We start from the raw sequence: 20,706 nt of genomic DNA, 5'->3' as shown, positions 1-20,706 counted from the left end.
TTCGCCGGCGGCGCAGATGACCGGATTTCTGTGTGTGCGCCGCACAAATGACGATGTCCGTCCGGTCGCGGCTGCAGCGTCAGCAATACGCATGCCAGAGGCATTGGCAGGGCAGTTCGGGGAGAGTTGGATGGAGAGGACGGTGCCGGTGCCGGGCGGGCGGACACCGCCCTGATCAGCGCTTCGGCGCGCCGGATCGAAGCGGGGAAAGGCTGCGGGAAGCGATCGCGAGCAATGGGCGAGGGACCGCGATTCGTGACCGCGCTCGCGTGAATCATTCGCCTACGAATGTCAATGCGATATCAAATAAGAATTTATTGGACGATGGTCTTAGGCTAAAAGTAGTACATGTGTCGCAATGCTGGACAGATTGTGTCCAACTGCAAACTGCGATGCGGCAGTCATTTTGTACCGTGTCCGTCGTGAATCACCTGTCATGACATCTTGTTTCACTTCGACTGGTCGTTATGAGATTTCCTTGCGCAGCCGATGTTTCGGGTCCGCAAATCCGGCCCGACGGAGAGGCGGTCGGACAGCACTTCCGTGCGTCATTTCACATGTTGCAGCGAAGCAGAAAAACCCTGGCACGGTAATGGCTATTGAGCACCCCGGCGCCGTGCCTTCCGCACGGACGAAAGTCATGAACCGGGGCGGTCATCGGCGTGGAACTGCAGAACGAAACTTTGCTGGCGTGGGTCATCGAGCGCTTCGCCGATGTCATGGGGCACGATGCGGCGCGCATCGAGGCGCACAGCGCGCTCGAGGACATCGGGCTCGAGTCGATGGCGGTTGTGGCCATGGGACGTCTGCTCGAAGCGCACTTTCCGCTATTGCCCCGTACCTTCCTGTACGACTGCCGGACCGTGGGCGATGTACATCAGTACCTGCTGTCGAACTTTCCCGACGAAGCGGCGCGGCTGTCCGCCTCGCTGCGGCCCGTTTCCCCGCGCGAAGAGGCGCACGCTTCGGCGAGGCCGCACTTCAGCGACGAGTGGGAGGTGCTCGATGACGACCTGACGGACGCTGGCGGCGTAAACGCGGACGATGCGATCGCCATCGTCGGCATCGCCGGCCGCTACCCCGGGGCGCCCGATCTCGAATCGTTCGCCGCATTGCTTGACGCCGGTGTCGATGCCGTCGGCGAAGTGCCGGCCGAGCGCTGGTCGGCCGACGGGTTGTTCAGCGGCGATCCGGTCGCGCGTGCGCAATGGGCCAGCACGTCGAAGTGGGGCGGCTTCCTGCGCGACGTCGATGCCTTCGATTCGGCCTTCTTCGGCGTGTCTGCAGTCGACGCCGACGTGATGGATCCGCAGGAGCGCCTGTTCATCGAGTGCGCGTGGCACGCGCTGGAACACGCGGCGCTCGGCCCCGAACGGTTGCCGCGTGCGCAGCCTGGCGGCGCGGCACGCGTCGGCGTGTTCGCCGGTATCACCACGCTGTCCTATCCCCTGCTCGGCGAGGTGCACTGGCGCAGCGGCGGCGGTCAGGTGCCGACGGCGATGCCGTGGTCGGTGGCCAACCGGCTGTCGTGGCTGCTCGATTTCGACGGACCCAGCATTGCGCTCGACACTGCCTGCTCGTCGTCGCTGACCGCTCTGCATCTCGCCTGCGAAAGCCTGCGCCGCGATGAATGCGCGGTGGCGCTGGCGGGCGGCGTCAATCTTTACCTGCATCCGTCCAAGTATGTGCAGCTGAGTCAGCAGCGCATGCTGTCGCCGACCGGTCGCTGTCACGCCTTTGGCGACGCGGCGGACGGCTTCGTGCCGGGCGAGGGCGTGGGCGTCGTCGTGCTGCGTCGACTGACCGATGCACGCGCGGCCGGTGACCGCATCCTCGGTGTGATCCGCGCCACCGGCGTCGCGCACGGCGGTCGCACGACCGGCTACACGGTGCCCAGTTCGCGCAGCCAGGGCGTGCTCATCCGCGACACGCTTGCGCGCGCCGGCCTCGGCGCTTCCCGCATCGGCTACGTCGAGGCGCACGGCACCGGCACCGGTCTGGGCGACCCGGTCGAGGTCGAGGGCCTGCTTGCGGGCTGGGCGGCCGACCGGCCGCGGAGCTGCGCACTCGGTTCGGTCAAGGCGAACATCGGACACCTCGAAGCGGCCGCCGGCATTGCCGGGCTGACCCGGCTGCTGTTGCAGTTCCGCTCGCACCGCCTGTTCGCTTCGCTGCATTCGGAGCGCATCAATCCGGCCATCGATCTGGCCCGTACACCCTTCCGCATTCCCCAGCGTACGGAGCCGTGGCCCGACGACGGTCAGGCGCGCTGCGCCGCCCTCAGCTCTTTCGGCGCCGGCGGCGCCAACGCGCACGTAATCGTCGAGGAATGGCGCGAGGTGCCCGCGGACATCGCTGCCGGCACTATCGCCACGGTATTTCCGTTCTCGGCCAGCGATGAAGAGCAGCTGGACGCCGTCATCGCGCGCTTCCGCGACTGGCTCGCGCAGCATGTGGCAGAACTCGATACGCCGGACGGACGAGCGCGCATCGCCGCGACGCTGCAGCTGGGGCGCACGCCGCTGCGTGCGCGGGCGCTGGTCGTCGCCGGCTCGCTGGCCGATCTGCTGCAGGCGCTGTCGGCTGACCGCGTGCAGCGCGGGGCGACCGACGGCCGGAAGGCGGCCGCCACCGAGGGCGCCGATCCGCTCGCGCTGGCGACAGGCTGGCTCGCCGGCGCGTCGGTACGGTGGTCCACGCTGTGGCCTGAATCGGGGAAGACCCTGCCGCAGTCGGTCGATCTGCCCGCCTATCCCTTCCGTCGCACCCGCCACTGGATAGGTGGCGCACAGACGCCGGCACCGGTGCGCTTCGACGGTGTGCCGGCCGCGGCAGCAAGGGACGGCGTACTGCACATCACCCCGGACGACTGGCGCGCGCGCAATCACGTGGTCGACGGGCAGGCGGTCTTTCCCGCCGCCGGCTACCTGCAGCTGCTCGCTGCGCGCCTGCCCGGCGACGGGGCGATCGAGTTTCGTGACCTGATGTGGGGACGCGCGCTGGTGCTCGCCACGTCGGCTGACGTGACGGTGGATGTCGATGCTGCCGGCCGTTGCTCGGTGCGCAGCGGAACGGCCGACGACGGTCCGGCCCATCTGCGGGGCGCCTTGCATGCTCTGGCGGCCGGCGTGGTGTCGACGGCCGCCGTCGCGCGTCCGACCGGACCCTTCGACCGCGATGCGTTCTACGCGGGCTTCGAGCGCATGGGTCTGTGCTACGGCCCCGAATTCCGGCCGGTGCGCGCGCTTGAGCGCGCAGGCGATCACGCCGTCGCTGAACTGTCCGTTCCGCCGCGCGACGACGTCGGCCGCATCAATCCGGCGCTGCTCGACGGCGTGTTCCAGTGCGCGGTCGCGCTGGCACCGGCGGCGGTGCTGGCGGCCGGCCGTGCCTTCGTGCCCTTCTCAATGCGCCGCCTCACGCTGCACGCGCCGTTGCGCGAGCACGCCGTCGTGCGCGTCGACTATCGCGGCACGCCGGCACCCGGCCTGCACGCCTATGACTTCCGGGTCTGCGCGCACGATGGCGCGCCGCTTGCCGACATCGAAGGCTTCTGCTTCCGCGCCTGGGACGGTGTGCGCGCTGCGCCGCTGCACCTGCTGCAGCGACACTGGGTCGTGGCCGACGGCCGATCGCCTGCCGGTCTGGCCGCCTCGCCCATGCTGCTCGCAGGCGCTGCCGGAGTCGGGCTGGGCGGACTCGCCGCCCGGCTGCGTCGTCTGTATCCCGCGCAACCGCTGTGGAGCGTCGAGACGGCATCGCGCTTCCGCTTCCACGACGGGCACTGCGTGGATATGGACGCGGCCGACGCCGCCCATCGGCGCACCCTGCTCGAACTGCTGCAGCACGGTGACGCCTTCCCGGCCACCGTAGTCTGGATGAGCGGCAACGCGCGCGGCTCCACGGAAGCCGACGCGCGGCGCTTCGTCGCGCTGGCGCAGTTGCTGGTCGGCGCGCTCGGCGCACGCGCACTGCGGCTGGTCTATGTGGGCACGCCGTCGTCCGACGACGGGCGCTGCTTCCACGCCGCGATGGGCGGGCTGTTGAAAAGCCTGCACCTGGAAGCGCCCCGGATATCGGCCGCCCTGCTCGAACTGGATGCAGCCACCGCCGATGATCCGGTGCGCCGCGCCGACGCCGTCGCTGCCGCCTTGGCCCGCCCACTGTCGCCCGGTCGCGTGCCGCGCCTGCGCGTGCGTGACGGCTGCATCGAGGAAGAGCGCTTCGCCTGGCTGGACGCGCCGCAGGACAGCTGGTTGCCCACGCGTGGCGCGACCTATCTGATCACCGGCGGCATGGGTGCACTCGGTCGCACCTTCGCGCGCTGGCTGGCTGGCTGCGGCGTGCATGTCGCGCTGGTCGGGCGCAGTCCGCTCGACGATGAGGGGGCACGTGCAGTCGCTTCGCTCGGCGGCGAGGGCGCGTCTGTCGTCTACGTACAGGGCGACGTGACCGACGCCGCATCGCTGGCTGGTGTGCTGCAGCAGGTACGGGCGACGCTGGGTCCGGTGCGCGGCGTCATCCACGCGGCCGGCGTGCTGCGCGACGCCTTCTTCGTCAAGCACGGGGACGACGACTGGCAGGCCGTGCTGGCACCCAAGATCACCGCAGCCCGCCTGCTCGACGAGGCCACGCGTGACGATGCGCTCGAAGCCTTCGTGCTGTTCTCGTCGCTCGCTGGCGCGCACGGCAATGTAGGCCAGAGCGTCTATGCCTATGCCAATGCCTGGCTCGACGATTTCGCCGGACTGCGGGCGCAGGCGGTAGCCACGGGCCGCCGCCGTGGCCGCACGCTGGCGCTGGCCTGGCCGCTCTGGCGCAGTGAAAACGGCATGCAGGCGCCACCGCCGGTCATGCAGTGGATGGCCGAGCGCGGCCTTGAACTGCTCGACGCGGAGCAGGGCGTACAGGCGTTGCGCAGCGCGATGGCGAGCGGGGCGGCTGGCGTGGTCGTCTGCAGCGGCCGGCGCGAAGGCGTGGCCCGACTGCTGGAGGTCGGGCCAGCCGCGGTCGAGCGGCAGGCGCCTGCAACCGCGCCTGTGCGCGCAGTCGCGGCGGCCGATACGACGGGGGCACTGTGCAATCGGCTCGGCGACATGCTGGCCCGCGCCTGCGGCATTGCGCGCGCCCGCATCACGCCAGCGACCCCGCTGCAGTCGCTCGGACTGGATTCCATCATGGTGATGGACCTGAACGGCGAACTGGACAAACACTTCTCGTCGCTGCCGAAGACGCTGCTGTACGAAGCCGACACCGTGCAGGAACTCGCTGCGCGCATCGTGTCGGCCGAGCCGGAGGCTGCGGCCCGCTTCGCAGGCGTCGAGGCGGCGAACGCGCCTGCGATGCCCGCTGCCGAAGCGGCCGCGCCGGCCGTTCAGCCGGCGCCCGATCCGGTCGCCCCCGGCCCCGTTGCAAGCGCGGACGACGATACGCGTGGCCTGGCCATCGCCATCGTCGGCCTCGCCGGCCGCTACCCGCGCGCCGAGAACCCGGACGTCTTCTGGGACAACCTGTTGCAGGGCATGGACTGCGTCGCCGAGCTTTCGCAGCGCTGGCCGGACGACCCGTCCTTCGCCCGGCGCGAGGGCGAGGCGGCGAAGACAGGCGCGTACGCGCGCTGGGCCGCGCTGATCGATCAGCACGACTGTTTCGATCCGCTGTTCTTCGGCATCGCGCCGCGCGACGCCGAACGGATGGACCCGCAGGAGCGGCTGTTCCTCGAAGCGTCCTGGCTGGCCATCGAGAACGCCGGCTACACGCCGCAGACCCTGCAGTCGCCGCCGTCGCGCGACGGCGCACGGGCACGCGTCGGCGTGCTGGCCGGCGTCATGTACGGCGAGTACCAGTATTACGGCGCCGGCGGTTCGGCCACGCTGACCAACTCGTCCTACGCGGCCATCGCCAACCGGGTGTCCTACACGCTGGGTTTCAACGGCGCCTCATTCGCGCTGGACAGCATGTGCTCGTCCTCGCTGACCGCGCTGCACACCGCCTGCCTGCTGCTGCGCGCCGGCGAATGCGACGCGGTGCTGGCGGGCGGCGTCAACGTGTCGGCACACCCCTATCGCTACCGCATGCTGAGCGAACTGCAGTTCGCCGCCAGCGACGGCCGCTGCCGCAGCTTCGGCGCTGGCGGCGACGGCTATGTGCCGGGCGAGGGCGTCGGCGTCGTGGTGCTCAAGCGGCTGGCCGACGCGGTCCGCGACGGCGACCACATCCACGGCGTCATCCGCGGTTCGGCCCTCGGTCACGGCGGGCGCACTTCGGGCTTCACCGTGCCGACACCGGTCGGGCAGAGCGAAGTGATCGCCGACGCCTTCGCCAGCGCCGGTGTGCCGGCATCGCGGCTGGGCTATATCGAGGCGCACGGCACCGGCACCGGTCTGGGCGACCCGATCGAACTGCGCGGTTTGGCGATGGCGCTCGAAAGTGCGCTGGGCGACCAGGTGGTGCCCATAGGCTCGGTGAAGTCGCAGATCGGCCACCTTGAATCGGCCGCCGGCATCGCCGCCCTGACCAAGGTGCTGCTGCAGATGCGGCACGGCCGGCTGGTGCCGTCGATACACAGCGAGCCGGCGAATCCCAATATCGATTTTTCGAAGCTGCCTTTCCGCGTGCAGGCCGAAGCGGCCGACTGGCCGGCGCCGCGCGACGCGGCAGGACGCCCGCAGCCGCGGCTGGCGGCCGTCAGTTCCTTCGGCGCCGGCGGCTCCAACGCGCACCTGGTGGTCGAGGAATGGCCGGGCATGCCGGGCGCCGACTCGCCCGGTCCGCACATCGTCGTGCTGTCGGCGCGCACGCCGGACACGCTGCGCGCGATGACGCAGTCGCTGGCACGCCATGTCGAGCGCGCGCTGGAACGCGGCGAGGCGCTGTCGCTGGCCGATCTGGCGGCGACGCTCCGTGTCGCGCGCATCGCCCAGCCCAACCGGCTCGCCGTGATCGCCGATGACCTGAGGACGCTGGCGGCGCAGCTGCGCGCCAGTCTGGAAGGCGAGTTCTGGCAGCTCGACGCCTCCACGCTGCCGGCCGGCGTGTTCAAGGGCGTGGCCGACGCCGAGGATGCGGCCGCAGAGGCCGGCAGCGAGCCGGACGCGCTGGCGCGTGCCTGGGTCAGTGGCGCCTTCGACGACTGGAGCGCACAGCCGGTGCCGCCGCTGCGTCGACGCGTGCCGCTGCCCGGTACTGCCTTCCAGCGCCGGCGCTTCTGGGCGCAGCCGGTCGCGGCCGCCCCGGCCCCGCAGATCGCCCAGCCCGTCGCGGCCTATGTCGCGACAGCCGCTGTAGCGCCCGCGCCCGACATCGCGCAGCCGCTGTCGCCGCGCGACATCCTCGAACGCGTCAGGACAGGCCGCATGGCGCCTGACGAAGCCAAGCGCCTGCTCGCCGGCATGCGTGCCACCGCAGACCAGTGAGCGCCGACCACCACGCGCAGACAACAGGGACAGACATGACGGACTTTGATCGGACGGTGGGCATCATCGGCGGCGGCGCATCGGGCATCGGTGTCGCCAAGGCGCTGACCGAGGCGGGGCTCGATTACGAAGTGCTGGAAGCCAGTGGCGGCCTGGGTGGCAACTGGCAGCCGGACGGGCCGGCGTCGAAGATGTACGCGTCGGTGCACCTGATCAGCTCGCGTCGCAACACGCAGTTCTCCGACCTGCCGATGCCCGACAGCTATCCGCACTATCCGCGGCACAGTCAGATGTACGCCTACCTGATGTCGGTGGCGGCGCGCTACACGGTCGAGGCGCACACGCGCTTCCATACCCGGGTCGTCCGCGCGCGGCCGGACGGCGGGGGCTGGCGCTGCGAGCTGGCCGACGGCAGCGTGCGCCGCTATGCCCACCTGGTGGTGGCCAACGGCCTGCTGCGCATTCCGCTGGTGCCGAAGTTCGAGGGCCATTTCGACGGCGAAAGCGTGCATTCCGGCGACTACCGCTCGGCCGACCAGTTCCGCGGCAAGCGCGTGCTCGTGGTGGGCGGCGGCAATTCGGGCTGCGACATCGCGGTGGACGCCGCACTCAATGCCGACGCCGCTTTCCATTCGACCCGACGCGGCTATCACTACATGCCGAAGTTCGTCGATGGCAAGCCGACGCAGGAATGGCTGATGGACATCGCGCCGAAGTTCACTGATGCCCAGGCCTACTGGGACCATGTCGGCGCAGTGTTCAAGCTGGCCGGTTTCGACGGCACCGATTTCGGCCTGCCGGCGCCGGACCACCGCATCGACGCGGCGCACCCGATCATGAATTCGCAGGTGCTCTACCACATCGGTCACGGCGATCTGGCGCCCAAGCCGGACATCCGCCGCATCGACGGCCGCACCGTCGAATTCACCGACGGCAGCCGCGAACAGATCGACCTCATCCTGTGGGCAACCGGCTTCCGCACCGACCTGTCCTTCTTCGACCCGGCAGATTTCGACGCGCGCGTCGATCTGGACCGGCTATTCCTGCGCATGGTGCCGCAGCGTCACGACAACCTGCTGTTCGTCGGTTATCTCAATACGCCGTCCGGCCTGGGCAACGTGCTCAACATCACCGCGCGCTTCGTCGCCGCCTGCCTGTCGGCGCGCATTGCCGGCAGCGAAAACTTCCGCCGGCTGCAGCAGATGAAGCAGCAGCCCGAGCGGCTCGATCTCGGCCAGGGCCGCTTCATGAACACCGACCGCCACCGCTACGAGGTCGATCTGTGGAAGTACATCCGCGCGGTCAATTTCGTCACCGGAAAGCTGCTCGACGGCGCAACTCAAGCCGCGCCGGCCGAGGCGCTGACCGCATGAGCACCGTTTTCACCACGCATACCGGGGATTCCGCATGGACATGAGCATTGCCGACGAACTGTCGCCGGAAGAGGCGCTGGCACTGATCGAAGGGCTGGAGATGGACGCGGCACCGTCGGTCGCACCGACCGTCGCTCCGCCGCGACCGCCCGCATCACCGGCCACCCGCCCAGCCCTGGAGGTGGCACTGGAACAGGATCTGGGCGCGCTTGTGATGGACGTGCTCAAGCTCGATGCCGCCGATTTCTCGCCGACGCGCTCGCTGATGGACTACGGCATGGATTCGATCTCGTCTACCGAGATCGGCAACCGGTTCACTGCGCGCTTCGGCATCGTCATTCCGCCCACCGTGTTCTTCGAGTTCCAGGATCTGCGCGGTCTTACCCGTTATCTGCTGAAGAATCACAGCACCGACGTGAAGCGTGTTCTGGGTGAACTCGAAGGTTCGGTCGCCGTCGCACCCGCTGCTCTCCGCGCACCCGAATCTGTCCGGACGACGCCGGTCCCGGCTTCGCGCCCGTCGCCCGTTGTCGTGGCGCAGGCCGTGCAGACGGTGGCCGTAACGGCCGATGCGCCGCTGTCGATCGAGGCACTGTGGGCGGAGCAGGGCGCGGCCACTGCGCCGCCGCCCGTCGTCCCGCCTGCAGCCGTTGCGGCACCCCTACCCGCAGCAGTCGCCCGGCGGCAGGACATCGCCGCCCCGGAAGTCGGCGTCCGTCAGCCCTCGCGCGAACATCTCGATGCACAGCAGGCCTTTGTTGACCAGGCGCGTTCGGTCAGCGTGCAAGGGCGCTCCGGCCGCATCATCGAGGCAGCGGTGTACGGCCAGGGGCGGCCAGTGCTGCTGCTCGGCGGCCTCGTCATGCATACCTCGGTCATGTGGCGGCTGCAGCTGCGCGAACTGGGTGCGCATTACCGGCTGATCGCCTATCACATGCCGGGCTGCGGCCGCACCGACTTCTACAGTCCGCTGACACTGTCGTCGATGGCGGACGACGTGGCCGAACTGCTGGACGGACTGGGCATCACCGATGCGCTGCCGGTCATCGGCTATTCCTTCGGCGGCGTGCTGGCACAGCGCTTCTGCGTTGCCCACCCGCAGCGCGTGTCGGCGCTGGTGGCGACGGTCACCTCGCCGTTCGCGCAGGGCGCGAACGACTTCGCGACGCTGATGCGCGAGCTGCAGATGAGCGAGCGCTTCATGGAGCTGAACCGCGGCTGGAACATTCCGTCGCTGCCGGCCTATCAGGCCGTCGTCGGCGCCTTCGACCACCGTGAGGCGCTGTCTGCGCTGCGCTGCCCGGCGCTGGTGATCAGCGGGCGCGACGACCGCTACATGCAGCCGGCCTATGGTCGCGCGCTGGCCGACGCGCTGCCGGGCGCGCGCTACGTCTGCTTCCCGGGTGCCGGTCACCTGCTGGGCTTCACCCACTTCGAGGCCTACAACCGTCTGCTGCTGCGCTTCCTCGATGAAGTGGCGCCGCTGCGCGACGACGCCGCTCGCGGGCTCGCGCGTTCGCCGGTCAGCGCTTTCGTGCCGGCCGACGGCACCACGCTGCAGGTGCTGGAAGACTATGTGCGCCGTGGCGATCAGGGGCATTGCGCCATCCTGTCGCCGCAGTCGGCGCAGCTTGCGCTGCTGCTCAACCGCATACAGTCACGGAACAAGACCGGAGACGAGGACTACCGCTGCCTGTTCCTGACCGCGCAGCACGAGGCGCTCGACGCCGCGCTGCGCCTGGCCCGGCATCGCGCCCGCAACCGCGACGCCGACAGCAGCGGCGAACTGCTGCTGATCGATGCGGGAGAAGGCTGGCGCCGCTACTTCGATCCGCTGGACGCAGGTCCGGACGATGCACTGGTTCCGGGCGTGCTGTTCGTATCCACCGTGCTCGAGGCGATCGAGCGGCTGGAAGGCGGCGCCTCGCCGGTGGCGGCCGTACTGGTGTGCGATGCCTTCACGCCGGCCGAGGACGCCGACCGCCTGATCGCCGCCTGCGCCGCGCGCGAGGTGCTCAGCGTGCTGGTGGACAACAACGACCCGGACGCGACGGCCGCCGACTGGATCGCGCCGGCCTGCCGCGAACGCGCGGACATGATCGTGCTCGGCGAATCGATGGCGGGCAGTCAGGTGCCGGTCGCCGCCTGCATGGTACGCGCGCCGGTACACCAGACCTGGAGCATGACGCCCAGCGAAAGCTATGTGCGCAACGTCATGACCAGTTTCGGTTTTCCGCTGGCGGTGGCGCGCGAAGCGCTGCTGGCGCGTTTCGCCGACCTGATCGACGGCGACACGCACAGGTTGATGCGGCGCATCGACGCCGATGTCGACGCCTGCTTCGATGCCCACCTGCGCTGGGGCAATTCCGGCTACGCCCGGGTGGCGCGCCTGCACGGTTTCGACGCCCGCTTCGAGGCGGCACGCGGCATGAAGTCACTGCTGCGCGACCGCGACGGTACCGCGCGCACGGTGCTGGACTGCTTCGTGAACGTCGGCACCAGCCCGCGCGGCCTGAACCCGCTGGATGTCATTCCCGACGTGGCGCGTGCGCACGACGCGAACACCGATTACTGGAGCGAACTGGCTGCGCTGCTGAGCGAGCGCACCGGCCTGCCGCACGCCTTCCCGGCGTCGAGCAATGTCACGGCGGTGGAAGTCGCGCTGACGCTGGCGGCACTCGCCGCACCGGCGAAGCGCCGCATGCTCTTCTTCTCCGGCGGCCTGGGCTTCTCGATGCTCAGCGCGGTGGCGTCGCACGACGCGGTGTTCGACATCTTCCGCAAGCCCTTCGAGCCGCTGTACCGGCACAGCGTGTTCATCGACGCGCATGCGCCGGACGCCGCGCAGAAGCTCGAAGCCGAACTGCTGTCCGGCGACATCGGCCTGGTGTGGTTCGAAACCATACAGGTGGACGCCAACGCCACGCGCCCGCTGCCGCAGCAGCTGGTCGAACTGATCGTGCGTCACCGCGATGCCGGCGGCTATCTGGTCGGTGTGGACGAAACCCAGACCAATCTGATGACCGGCCGTCTGCTGCACAGCGCGGCTCAGGTGCCGTCGCCCGACCTGGTCGCGCTGGGCACCGCGCTGTGCGATTCGCTGGTGCCGACCGGCGTCGTGCTGTGCAGCGACGCGGTGCGGCAACGTGCGCAGCAGCGCTCGCCGGCGCGCCTGCAGGAACTGGCCGGCCGTCAGCGCTGCCCGCTGTCGGCACACATATCGCTGCACGCGCTGCGCAAGGTGTTCGAGCAGGGACTGGACGAACGTGCGCGCCTCGCCGGTGCATCGTTCCGCGCCGAGCTGACCGCCCTGCAGCGCGAGGTGCCGATGATTACCGCTGTGCGCGGCGAAGGCCTGCTGCTCACCATCGATCTCGACCTCACGGGCGCCGATCCCTTCCTGCAGCGCAGCTTCGGCTACCTGCTGTGGGGCGCCATGCTGCGTGACCCGGTGCAGGGCGTGGCGGTCGCGGTCTGCCCCATCCACAACAACAGCCTGCGTTTCCTGCCGCCGCTGGACATCGCCGACGACGAGGTGAAGCTCATCGTCGACAGCCTGCGCCGCCATCTGTCGGGCGGCATCGCGCCCGTGGTGCTCGACTGCGCGGCGCATTCGGCGCGCATCGGCGAAGCGCGCACCGCCGAATTCCTGAAGTCCCTCGTCCCCACCGAAAACAAGGAGGTCCGTCGCATGAGTGCTCCCCGTTCACTGTCCGCGCCGCCGGTCGCACGCGAATTCACCCGCGCCTTCGTCGAACGCATTCCGGGCGGCGCACGCATGCTCGAACGCTTGCGCGGCAAGGGCCGCTCGCCGCGCCAGCTGCCGCGCGTGTGCGTGGTCGGTGCCGGCGTCGGCGGCATTTCGATGGGCAAGGCACTGACCGAATACGGCATTCCGTTCGACTGCTTCGACGGTCGTGACCGCATTGGTGGCATCTGGGCCTTCGATCCCGACCGGAAGTTCACCTCGGTGTGGCACGCGATGAACCAGAACACGCCGCGCGGCCTGTACCAGTACACCGATTTTCCGATGCCTGACGACTACCCGGATTTCCCGTCGCACCAGCAGGTGCACGCCTATCTCGAAAGCTATGTCGACCATTTCGGCTTCCGCGACCGGATACAGCTGAATACCCAGGTCAAGCGCGCCGAGCGCTTCGGCGACAAGGGCTGGCGCGTCACGCTGGACAGCGGCGAGGTGCGCCACTACGACGCGCTCATCGTTGCCAACGGTCACCACAACGAGCCGAACTTCCCGGATTACTACTACCGCGACGTGTTCGACGGCGAGTCCATCCATTCGCAGCACTACCGCTACCGCGAGGACTACCGCGACAAGGACGTGCTGGTGGTGGGCGTGGGCAACAGCGGTTCGCAGGTGGCGGTGGACATCAGCCACGCGGCGAAGTCGACCTGCATTTCGCTGCGCCGCGGCGTCTATGTGCTGCCCCACTACCTGCTGGGCCTGCGCATGGACCGCGCGATGGCCTTCCTGAACGACTGGTGGTTCAAGAAGATCCTGCCTTACCCGCTGTTCAACCTGGTGCACACCGGGCTGTACAAGGCCCTGATCCAGCGTCACTCCAGCATGGGCATGCCGAAGCCGGACCACCTGATGATGTCCAGCCTGCCGACGCTGTCCGAGAACTTCGCCAACCGCATCGGCGACGGCAAGCTGAAGATCGTGCCCGAGGTGAAGCACATCAAGGGCCGCAAGGTGTTCTTCGCCGACGGCAGCGTGCGCGAGTTCGATGCCATCGTCTATTCGACCGGCTTCAAGACCACCTTCCCCTTCCTCGACAAGCAGTTCCTGAATGCCGACGACAACAAGGTGCCGATGTTCAAGCGCATCTTCGTGCCCGGCGTGGACAACCTCGCCTTCATCGGCCTGTTCCAGGCGGTCACCTGGGGCTTCCTCGACATGATGGAAGCGCAGTCGAAACTGGTGGCCGAACACTTCGCCGGCTTCTACCGCCAGCCCGACGTCGCCGCGCAGAAGCGCGACATCGAGCGCGAACAGAAGATCATCCGTCGCGAGTACCTGGCGACGCTGCGCAACAACTACGAAATGCACGGCCCGACCTATATGCACGAGCTGGCGAAGGAGCACGCTCGCGGCCGCACCCGCGCGCGGAAGGCTGGACTGCCGATGCCTTGCGCGGCCAGCGGCGTGCCGGTGACCGATGAAGGCGTGCTGCAGGACGCGCCGGCGCTGGCCGGAGCGACCGTGTGATGGACAGGGCCGCCGCCATCGCCATCGTCGGCATCGCGGCGCGTCTGCCGGGCGCGCCGGATGTCGCCGGCTTCTGTCAGACCCTGCTCGGCGATGAGACCGCCATCGGCGAGGTGCCTCCGTCGCGCTGGGACTGGCGCGCGCACTACGCGCCGCCGGGCGGGGCGGCGAACACCGCCTACTCGAACGTGGGCGGCTTCATCGACGACGCCGACTGCTTCGACCTGCGCCACTTCGGCATCGCGCCGCGCGAGGCGGAGGCGATGGACCCGATGCAGCGGCTTTTCCTGCAGTCCGCATGGACCGCGCTGGAGGATGCCGGCATCGCGCCGCGCAGTCTGTCGGGCCGGCGCGTAGGCGTGTTCGCCGGCGTCGGCAATGCGGAGTACACCGCGCTGATGCGTGCCTCCCGCTGCGACAACGACGCCTACCGCGCGACCGGCATGGCATTGACGCTGGTCGCCAACCGGCTGTCCTATGTGCTGAACCTGCGCGGCCCCAGCCAGGTGGTTGATACCGCCTGCTCGGGCTCGCTGGTGGCGGTGCATCGCGCCGTCGAACAGCTGCGCCTCGGTCAGTGCGAACTGGCGCTGGCCGGTGGCGTGAGCCTGATGCTGAGCCCGGAACTGCACGTCGCCTTCAGCCAGGCCGGCATGCTGAGCACGTCGGGCCGCTGCCGTCCTTTCGACGCCGAGGCCGACGGCTATGTGCGCGGCGAGGGCGTCGGTGTTGTGGTGCTGAAGCGGCTGGACGACGCGCTGCGCGATGGCGACTTCATCCACGCCTGTGTCCTCGCCTCGGCCGAGAATCACGGCGGTCGCGCGCACAGTCTGACTGCGCCCAGCTTCAAGGGGCAGGCCGAGGTGGTCGCGGCCGCCTGGCAGGCGGCCGGGCCGGCAGTGCGCCATCTGTCCCATGTCGAAACCCACGGCACCGGCACGCCGCTCGGTGACCCGATAGAGATCGCCGGGCTGAACGAGGCACTGCGCCAGTGCCGCGCGGCCGATCCGGACAGCACACCGGCCGGCGACATCCGCCTCGGTGCGCTGAAGGCGCGCATCGGTCACCTCGAAGCCGCGGCTGGCATCGCCGGTCTGATCAAGACGGTACTCGCGCTGCGACACGGGCTGATTCCCGGTCATCCGGCTTTCGGCCAGGCCAATCCACAACTCGAACTGAGCGGTTCGCCGCTGCGCATCGCAGACGGGCCGCAAGCCTGGGGCGAGGGGCCGCGGGTGGCCGGCGTCAGCTCCTTCGGCTTCGGCGGTGTCAATGCCCACGTCGTGCTGCAGGCGCAGCCGGCACCGGTGTGGACCGACGCCGACGCGCAGGCCGAGGTCGTGCTGCTGTCGGCACGCGACGCCGATACGCTGCGCGCGCGCGCGTCGCAGCTGTTCGACTACCTGTATCCGGACGTGCAGCCGCGCGTGCTGCTCGCGCTGCAGCAGGCCAGCGGCGCACTCGACTTCGACGCGCAGTGGCCGGCACTCGGCGTCGATGCGGACACGATGGAGCGCGCCGCGCAGTCGGCCGCGCAGCGGCTGGGCATCGACGCCGCCGGACTCGATCTGCGCGATTGCTTGAGCTGGGGCGAGATCGCCGCGGCGCTCAGCGAGGCGCTGCCCGCCGCAGCGCCGTCCGACCGCCTGCACGCCCGCGCCAGCCTGCCGCGGGCCGCGCTGGCGCCGACGCTGCGTGCGCTGGCCAGCTCGCTGTTTGTCGGCCGCGATCTGCAATCGCATCGGCTTGCCATCGCGGCGCAGGACTTCGGTGGGCTCGCGCTGCAACTGGCCGCGTGGCTGTGCGACGCACCGGCCCCTTTGGCCGTCACCGCGCAGAGCGCGAAGGACAGCGACGGCGAGCGGCCGCTGCCCGACTGGCGGAGCGCATCAGGGCTGGCCGACTGGCTGCGTGCGGAACTTGCATTCCCTGCGTTGAGCGAACAGCTGTCCGCGCGCTACGCCGCCGATCGCGTGATGCGTGTACCGCTGCCTACACTGCCTTTCCGTCGCGATCGCGTGTGGTTCAAGGCGGCGGCACCGGTTGCGCCACAGCCCGCCGCCGATATGTCGCCCGCCGTTGTGCCGCAAGCCCATTTGCCGCCCCCCCTTGTGCCGCACGACATCGACGCACTGCTCGACCCGTGGACCGGCTTCCTCGGCCGCAGGCCTGCCTGCCTGCCGACTCTGCTGCCGTGGCCGGGCCATGTGGCGACGGGCGGCGGCGTCAGTTTCATCGACGTCGCCTGGGCGGCTGCGTCGCCGCACCACCGGCGCGTAATGCCCACCCTTGCGGACGGCGGCCTGCGCTACCGTGCGCTGGCGGACGAGGGCGCCCGGACGCTGCTGCGCGTCGAGCGCATCGTCACCGGCGAGGGGCCCGAGGCGACGGCGGGTGTTCCGCCTGCCTTCGCGATTGACGTCGCCCTGCCGTCGTCGCACGACCCGCGCGCGCTGTGGATGCACTGGACGGTCGCCGTCGTCCGGGCCTTGCAGGCCATGTTCCGCGACGCCACCACGGCGCCGCTGCTGCCCTACCGCGCGCTGCGGGTGAGCTGGGCCGAAGTGCCGACAGTCGGACCGCAGCGACTGCTGCTGACTGCGGACGCCGACAGCGGACGTGTCGGCGTGCGCGGCGAGATCGACGGGCGCACGCTGCTGCAGATCGACGGCCTGGAGCTGCGTGAGGCGCGCTGGCTGGCGCAGGCAGCGCCGGCGGAAGCGGAGGTGCTGTCATGAGGGCCGTCGTCTTTCCGGGCCAGGGTGCGCAGCGCAAGGGCATGGGCGTCGAACTGTTCGAGCGCTACCCGCGCCTGGTCGAACAGGCCGACGCCGTGCTCGGCTACAGCCTGCACGATCTGTGCACCGACGGTGCGGACCGCCTGATCGACACCCGCTACACGCAACCGGCGCTGTTCGTCACCGGCTATCTCGGCTATCTGGATCACGAGCACCGGCACGGCGCGCCGGCCATGCTGGCCGGCCACAGCATCGGCGAGTTCGTCGCGCTGGCGGCGGCCGGAGCACTCGACTTCATCGACGCGCTGCGCCTGGTCGACCGCCGCGCCCGCATCATGGCCGCCATCCGCGACGGTGCGATGGCGGCGGTGATCGGGCCGGGGCGCGATGAGGTGGACGGGTTGATCGCGCGTCTGGGTGTCGATGGACTGGAGATCGCCAACGAGAACAGTCCCACGCAGACCATCGTCGCCGGCCTGTCGGGCGAGATCGACGCCTTCGTCGAGCGCTGCCGCGAGGCGGGTACGCGGGCGGTGCGCCTGCGCGTCAGCGGCGCCTTCCATTCGCGCCACATGCGGCCGGCCGCCGCCGAGTTCGCGCAGGCGCTGCGCGAGACGCCTTTCCAGCCCCCGCGCATTCCGGTGATCGCCAACGTGACGGCACGGCCGCACGACGCGCAGATCGCCGAGGTGATGGCCGCCCATCTTTACAGCCCGGTGCGCTGGATGCAGTCGGTGCACACCATGCTCGACGCTGGCGTCAGCGAATTCGTCGAGATCGGCCCGGCGCCGGTGCTCGGCCCGATGATCGACGAGATCCGCGCCAGCTGGCGCCCGCCGTCACGGGCCGCGGCAGGCTGGCCCGAGGTCGCGGCGCCGCCTCCCGCCGGTGAGCACGCCGCGCTGGTCGCCGCGTTGCACGCGCTGTACGGCAGTGCGTCGCCGGCCGCGGCCGACTGGGCCGCGTTGTGGCCGCGCGGGGAGGACGTCGCCGGCTGGCCGCCGCTTGAATTGGCGGCCACACCGCGCGCGCTGCGCCGGCAGATTCGACGTGCCCTCGAAACCCTGATTCCGGCCGCGGCGTCAGCGCAGCGTGCCGACCCGTCTTTACACCTGCACGGACGACATCCATGAGCACCGAACACGATATCGCGGACTTCATCACCACTTTCATCGCCGACCGCACCGGCGTACCGGCGCAGGACATCGAGCCGGAGGAGAACCTCGGCAGCTACGGACTGGGTTCGATGCAGGCGGTCGATCTGGTCGGCTCGCTGGAAGACCGCTACGGCGTGTCGCTGCCGCCGGCGCTGGTGTTCCAGTACCCGACCGTGCGCGAACTGTCGGTCGCCGTCGCGCAGCGCGCCGCAGCCCCGGCCGGAGCCTGAACATGTACGCGCGCATAGAAACCGATGATCTTGCGGCCGGGCTGTACGACGAGGTGTCCACGCTGTCGGTCACCGACATCCTGCGCTTGCGGGCGGAACGCCATCCGCAGCGGGTACTGTTCCGCTTCCTCGACGAACACGGCCGCGAGGAGGACCTGCTCACCTACGGCGACGCCTGGCGGCGTAGCACGGCGATCGCAGCCGTGCTGGCGGCGCACGGCGGGCCGGGCGACCGCGTTGCGCTGTTCTATCCGGCCGGGCTGGACTTCATCGTCGCCTTCTTCGGCTGCCTGCTGGCGGGGCGCGTTGCCGTGCCGCTCAACCTGCCGAGCCGGCGGCGCGTCGATCGCTGCCTGCGCATCCTGCGCGACTGCGGCTGCCGGCGCGCGCTCACCGTGTCCTCGCTGGAGGCGGGGCTGCGCGACATCCTGTCGGTCGACGCCGATCTGCCACTGGCCTGGCTCGCCACCGACGCGCTGCGCAACGAAGCCGCCGCGGCCGGCATCGTGCCGCCACCGGCCGACGAGCGCATCGCCTTCCTGCAGTACACCTCCGGCTCGACCTCGCACCCCAAGGGCGTCATGGTGAGCCAGGGCAACATCACCACCAACCTGCGCATGATGCGCACGGCCTGGGAGCTGGATCACACGTCGAACACCGTGTTCTGGCAGCCGCACCACCACGACATGGGCCTCATCCTTGGCCAGCTGCTGCCGGTCATGCTGGGCAACGAAACGGTGCTGATGGGGCCGAACACCTTCGTGCGTCAGCCCCTGATCTGGCTCGATGCGATCTCGCGCTACCGTGCGGTGCTGGCGGGCGGCCCGAACTTCGCCTACGAGCTGGCGGCGCAGCGCTGGCAGCCCGGCCGGCTCGAAGGCTGCGACCTGTCGAGCTGGCGCATCGCGCTGAATGGCGCCGACGTCGTACGCGCCGCAACGCTGGAGCGCTTCGCCGCCACCTTTGGCCCGTTCGGCTACCGGCCCACCACCATGCTGCCGTGCTATGGCCTGGCCGAGGCGACGCTGTTCGTGTCCGGCGGGCCGGTGGGCGAAATGCCGCGTGTGCGCAGCATCGACGCGCACGCGGCCGAGACCGAGGGCCGCGTGCGTGAGGATCTGGGTGCCAGCGGACGCACCGTCGTCGGCTGCGGCCTGCCGTCGGACGAAATCGAGGTCGCCATCGTCGATCCGGCGAATGGCGCGCGGCGCGGCTGCGATCGCCTGGGCGAGGTATGGGTGTCGGGCGACACCAATGCGCTGGGCTACTGGCAGCTGCCGGAGCAGAGCGCGGCCACCTTCGGTGCCGAGATCGCCGGCGAGCCGGGGCGCCGCTACATGCGCACCGGCGACATCGGCTTCATCGGTGCCGACGACGGCCAGATCTATCTGTGCGGGCGGATGAAGGACCTGCTCATCGTCGATGGCCGCAACCTGCATCCGGAAGACGTTGAATACACCATCGTCGAATCGCACCCGCTGATCAAGCCGCAGAGCTGCGCCGTGTTCGAGGACGACCGCGGTGAGCAGCGCCGGCTGGTCGCGGTGATCGAAGCCGACCGCGAACTGAAGCGCGCACTGCCTGAGATCGCCAAGGCGCTGCGCATGCAGGTGCGGCGCGCGGTGTCGGAAGAGCACGGCGTGGCCATCGCCGACATCGTGTTCATCGCGCCCGCGACCTTGCGCAAGACCACCAGCGGCAAGGTGCAGCGCAGCCTGATGAAGCAGCTGCACCAGCAGGCCGCGCTCGACGTGATCGACGTGACGGTGGCGCTCGATGCCGCCTGAGTCCGCCGCCGGGCAGCTGGTGCGCATCTGCGACGCCGGCGCCGGTGCGCCGGTGGTGCTGGCCGTGCCTTACGCCGGCGGCAGCGCACAGTCCTTCTTCGCCTGGAAGCCGCTGCTCGACGGGCAGCTCACGCTGCTGGCGCTCGAGCTGCCGGGGCGCGGTCGCTGCTACGGCCGGTCGATGCCGCCTTCGCTGCTGGCGCTGGCCGACGGGCTGGCGCAGACGCTGGCGGCCGACGGCGTGCAGCCCGACCTGCTGTTCGGTCACAGCCTGGGTGCGCTGATCGCCTTCGAGCTGCTGCGCGCGCTGCGCCGGCGCGGCCGCGCGCTGCCGGCGGCGGCGCTGATGTCGGGGCGCATCGCGCCTTCGCACCCGCGCACGTTCGGCCTGCCGCGCTTCGGACGCGAGGATCTGGTCGAGTACCTGCGCGACCTCGGCGGCACGCCGGACAGCGTGCTGAACAACGACGCGGTGATCGACATGATGCTGCCGGTGCTGCAGCAGGACCTCGAACTGATCGCCGGCTACGACTACGCAAGAGCGGCGCCGCTCGACATCGACCTCACCGTTGCCGGCGGTTTCGACGACGGCCGCGTGCCGCTGTCCGGTCTGCTTGGCTGGCGGGAGGAGTGCGCCGGGCGCTTTGCGCTGCACATGCATCCGGGCGGTCATTTCTTCGTTGAAACCGAGCGCGCCGCGGTGGCTGCACTGTTGTGCGAACTGGCAGCGCGCGGACCTCGCGCCAAGGCGGCCTGACGGTGCACAGGCTTCC

Annotated in this window: 8 protein-coding genes; all 8 read left to right on the top strand. The window is 69.8% G+C overall.

The genetic code is table 11. The features are described 5' to 3' along the window. The first annotated feature begins 719 nt into the window (after window positions 1-719). Genes WJU27_RS07755 through WJU27_RS07720 form a run of 8 tightly spaced genes read left to right on the top strand, consistent with a single transcriptional unit; the run spans window position 720 to window position 20,690 of the window. The gene (locus tag WJU27_RS07755) at window positions 720-7,415 is read left to right on the top strand and encodes an SDR family NAD(P)-dependent oxidoreductase (RefSeq protein WP_445928429.1); all 6,696 of its coding nucleotides are present in this window, start codon (window positions 720-722) and stop codon (window positions 7,413-7,415) included. Between the two features lie 35 nt (window positions 7,416-7,450). Continuing rightward, on the top strand, window positions 7,451-8,788 hold the full coding sequence (locus WJU27_RS07750; protein WP_341421693.1) for a flavin-containing monooxygenase: 1,338 nt from the start codon (window positions 7,451-7,453) through the stop codon (window positions 8,786-8,788). 34 nt (window positions 8,789-8,822) lie between these two features. Then, window positions 8,823-14,021 (top strand): alpha/beta fold hydrolase, encoded by a 5,199-nt coding sequence (locus WJU27_RS07745; protein WP_341421692.1) that lies wholly within the window; start codon window positions 8,823-8,825, stop codon window positions 14,019-14,021. After that, a complete protein-coding gene (locus WJU27_RS07740; protein WP_341421691.1) occupies window positions 14,021-16,759 on the top strand; it encodes a beta-ketoacyl [acyl carrier protein] synthase domain-containing protein in 2,739 nt (912 codons plus the stop codon). The genes WJU27_RS07745 and WJU27_RS07740 overlap by 1 nt, the downstream gene beginning before the upstream one ends. Next, a complete protein-coding gene (locus WJU27_RS07735) occupies window positions 16,756-17,892 on the top strand; it encodes an ACP S-malonyltransferase (protein ID WP_341421690.1) in 1,137 nt (378 codons plus the stop codon). The genes WJU27_RS07740 and WJU27_RS07735 overlap by 4 nt, the downstream gene beginning before the upstream one ends. After that, on the top strand, window positions 17,889-18,146 hold the full coding sequence (locus tag WJU27_RS07730) for an acyl carrier protein (RefSeq protein WP_020164201.1): 258 nt from the start codon (window positions 17,889-17,891) through the stop codon (window positions 18,144-18,146). Before WJU27_RS07735 ends, WJU27_RS07730 begins: the two co-directional genes overlap by 4 nt. A gap of 2 nt (window positions 18,147-18,148) precedes the next feature. Next, window positions 18,149-19,933, top strand: a complete 1,785-nt coding sequence (locus WJU27_RS07725) for a fatty acyl-AMP ligase (RefSeq protein ID WP_341421689.1) — start codon at window positions 18,149-18,151, stop codon at window positions 19,931-19,933. Beyond that, entirely contained in the window at window positions 19,923-20,690 is a 768-nt protein-coding gene (locus WJU27_RS07720) for a thioesterase II family protein (protein ID WP_341421688.1), read from the top strand. Before WJU27_RS07725 ends, WJU27_RS07720 begins: the two co-directional genes overlap by 11 nt. The last annotated feature ends 16 nt before the right edge of the window (window positions 20,691-20,706 follow it).

Origin of the sequence: Methyloversatilis sp. NSM2 (assembly GCF_038066675.1) — a bacterium.
GTDB lineage: Bacteria > Pseudomonadota > Gammaproteobacteria > Burkholderiales > Rhodocyclaceae > Methyloversatilis > Methyloversatilis discipulorum_A.
The sequence above is the reverse complement of the archived record's forward strand: the minus strand, read 5'-3'. Positions and strand labels throughout refer to the sequence as shown.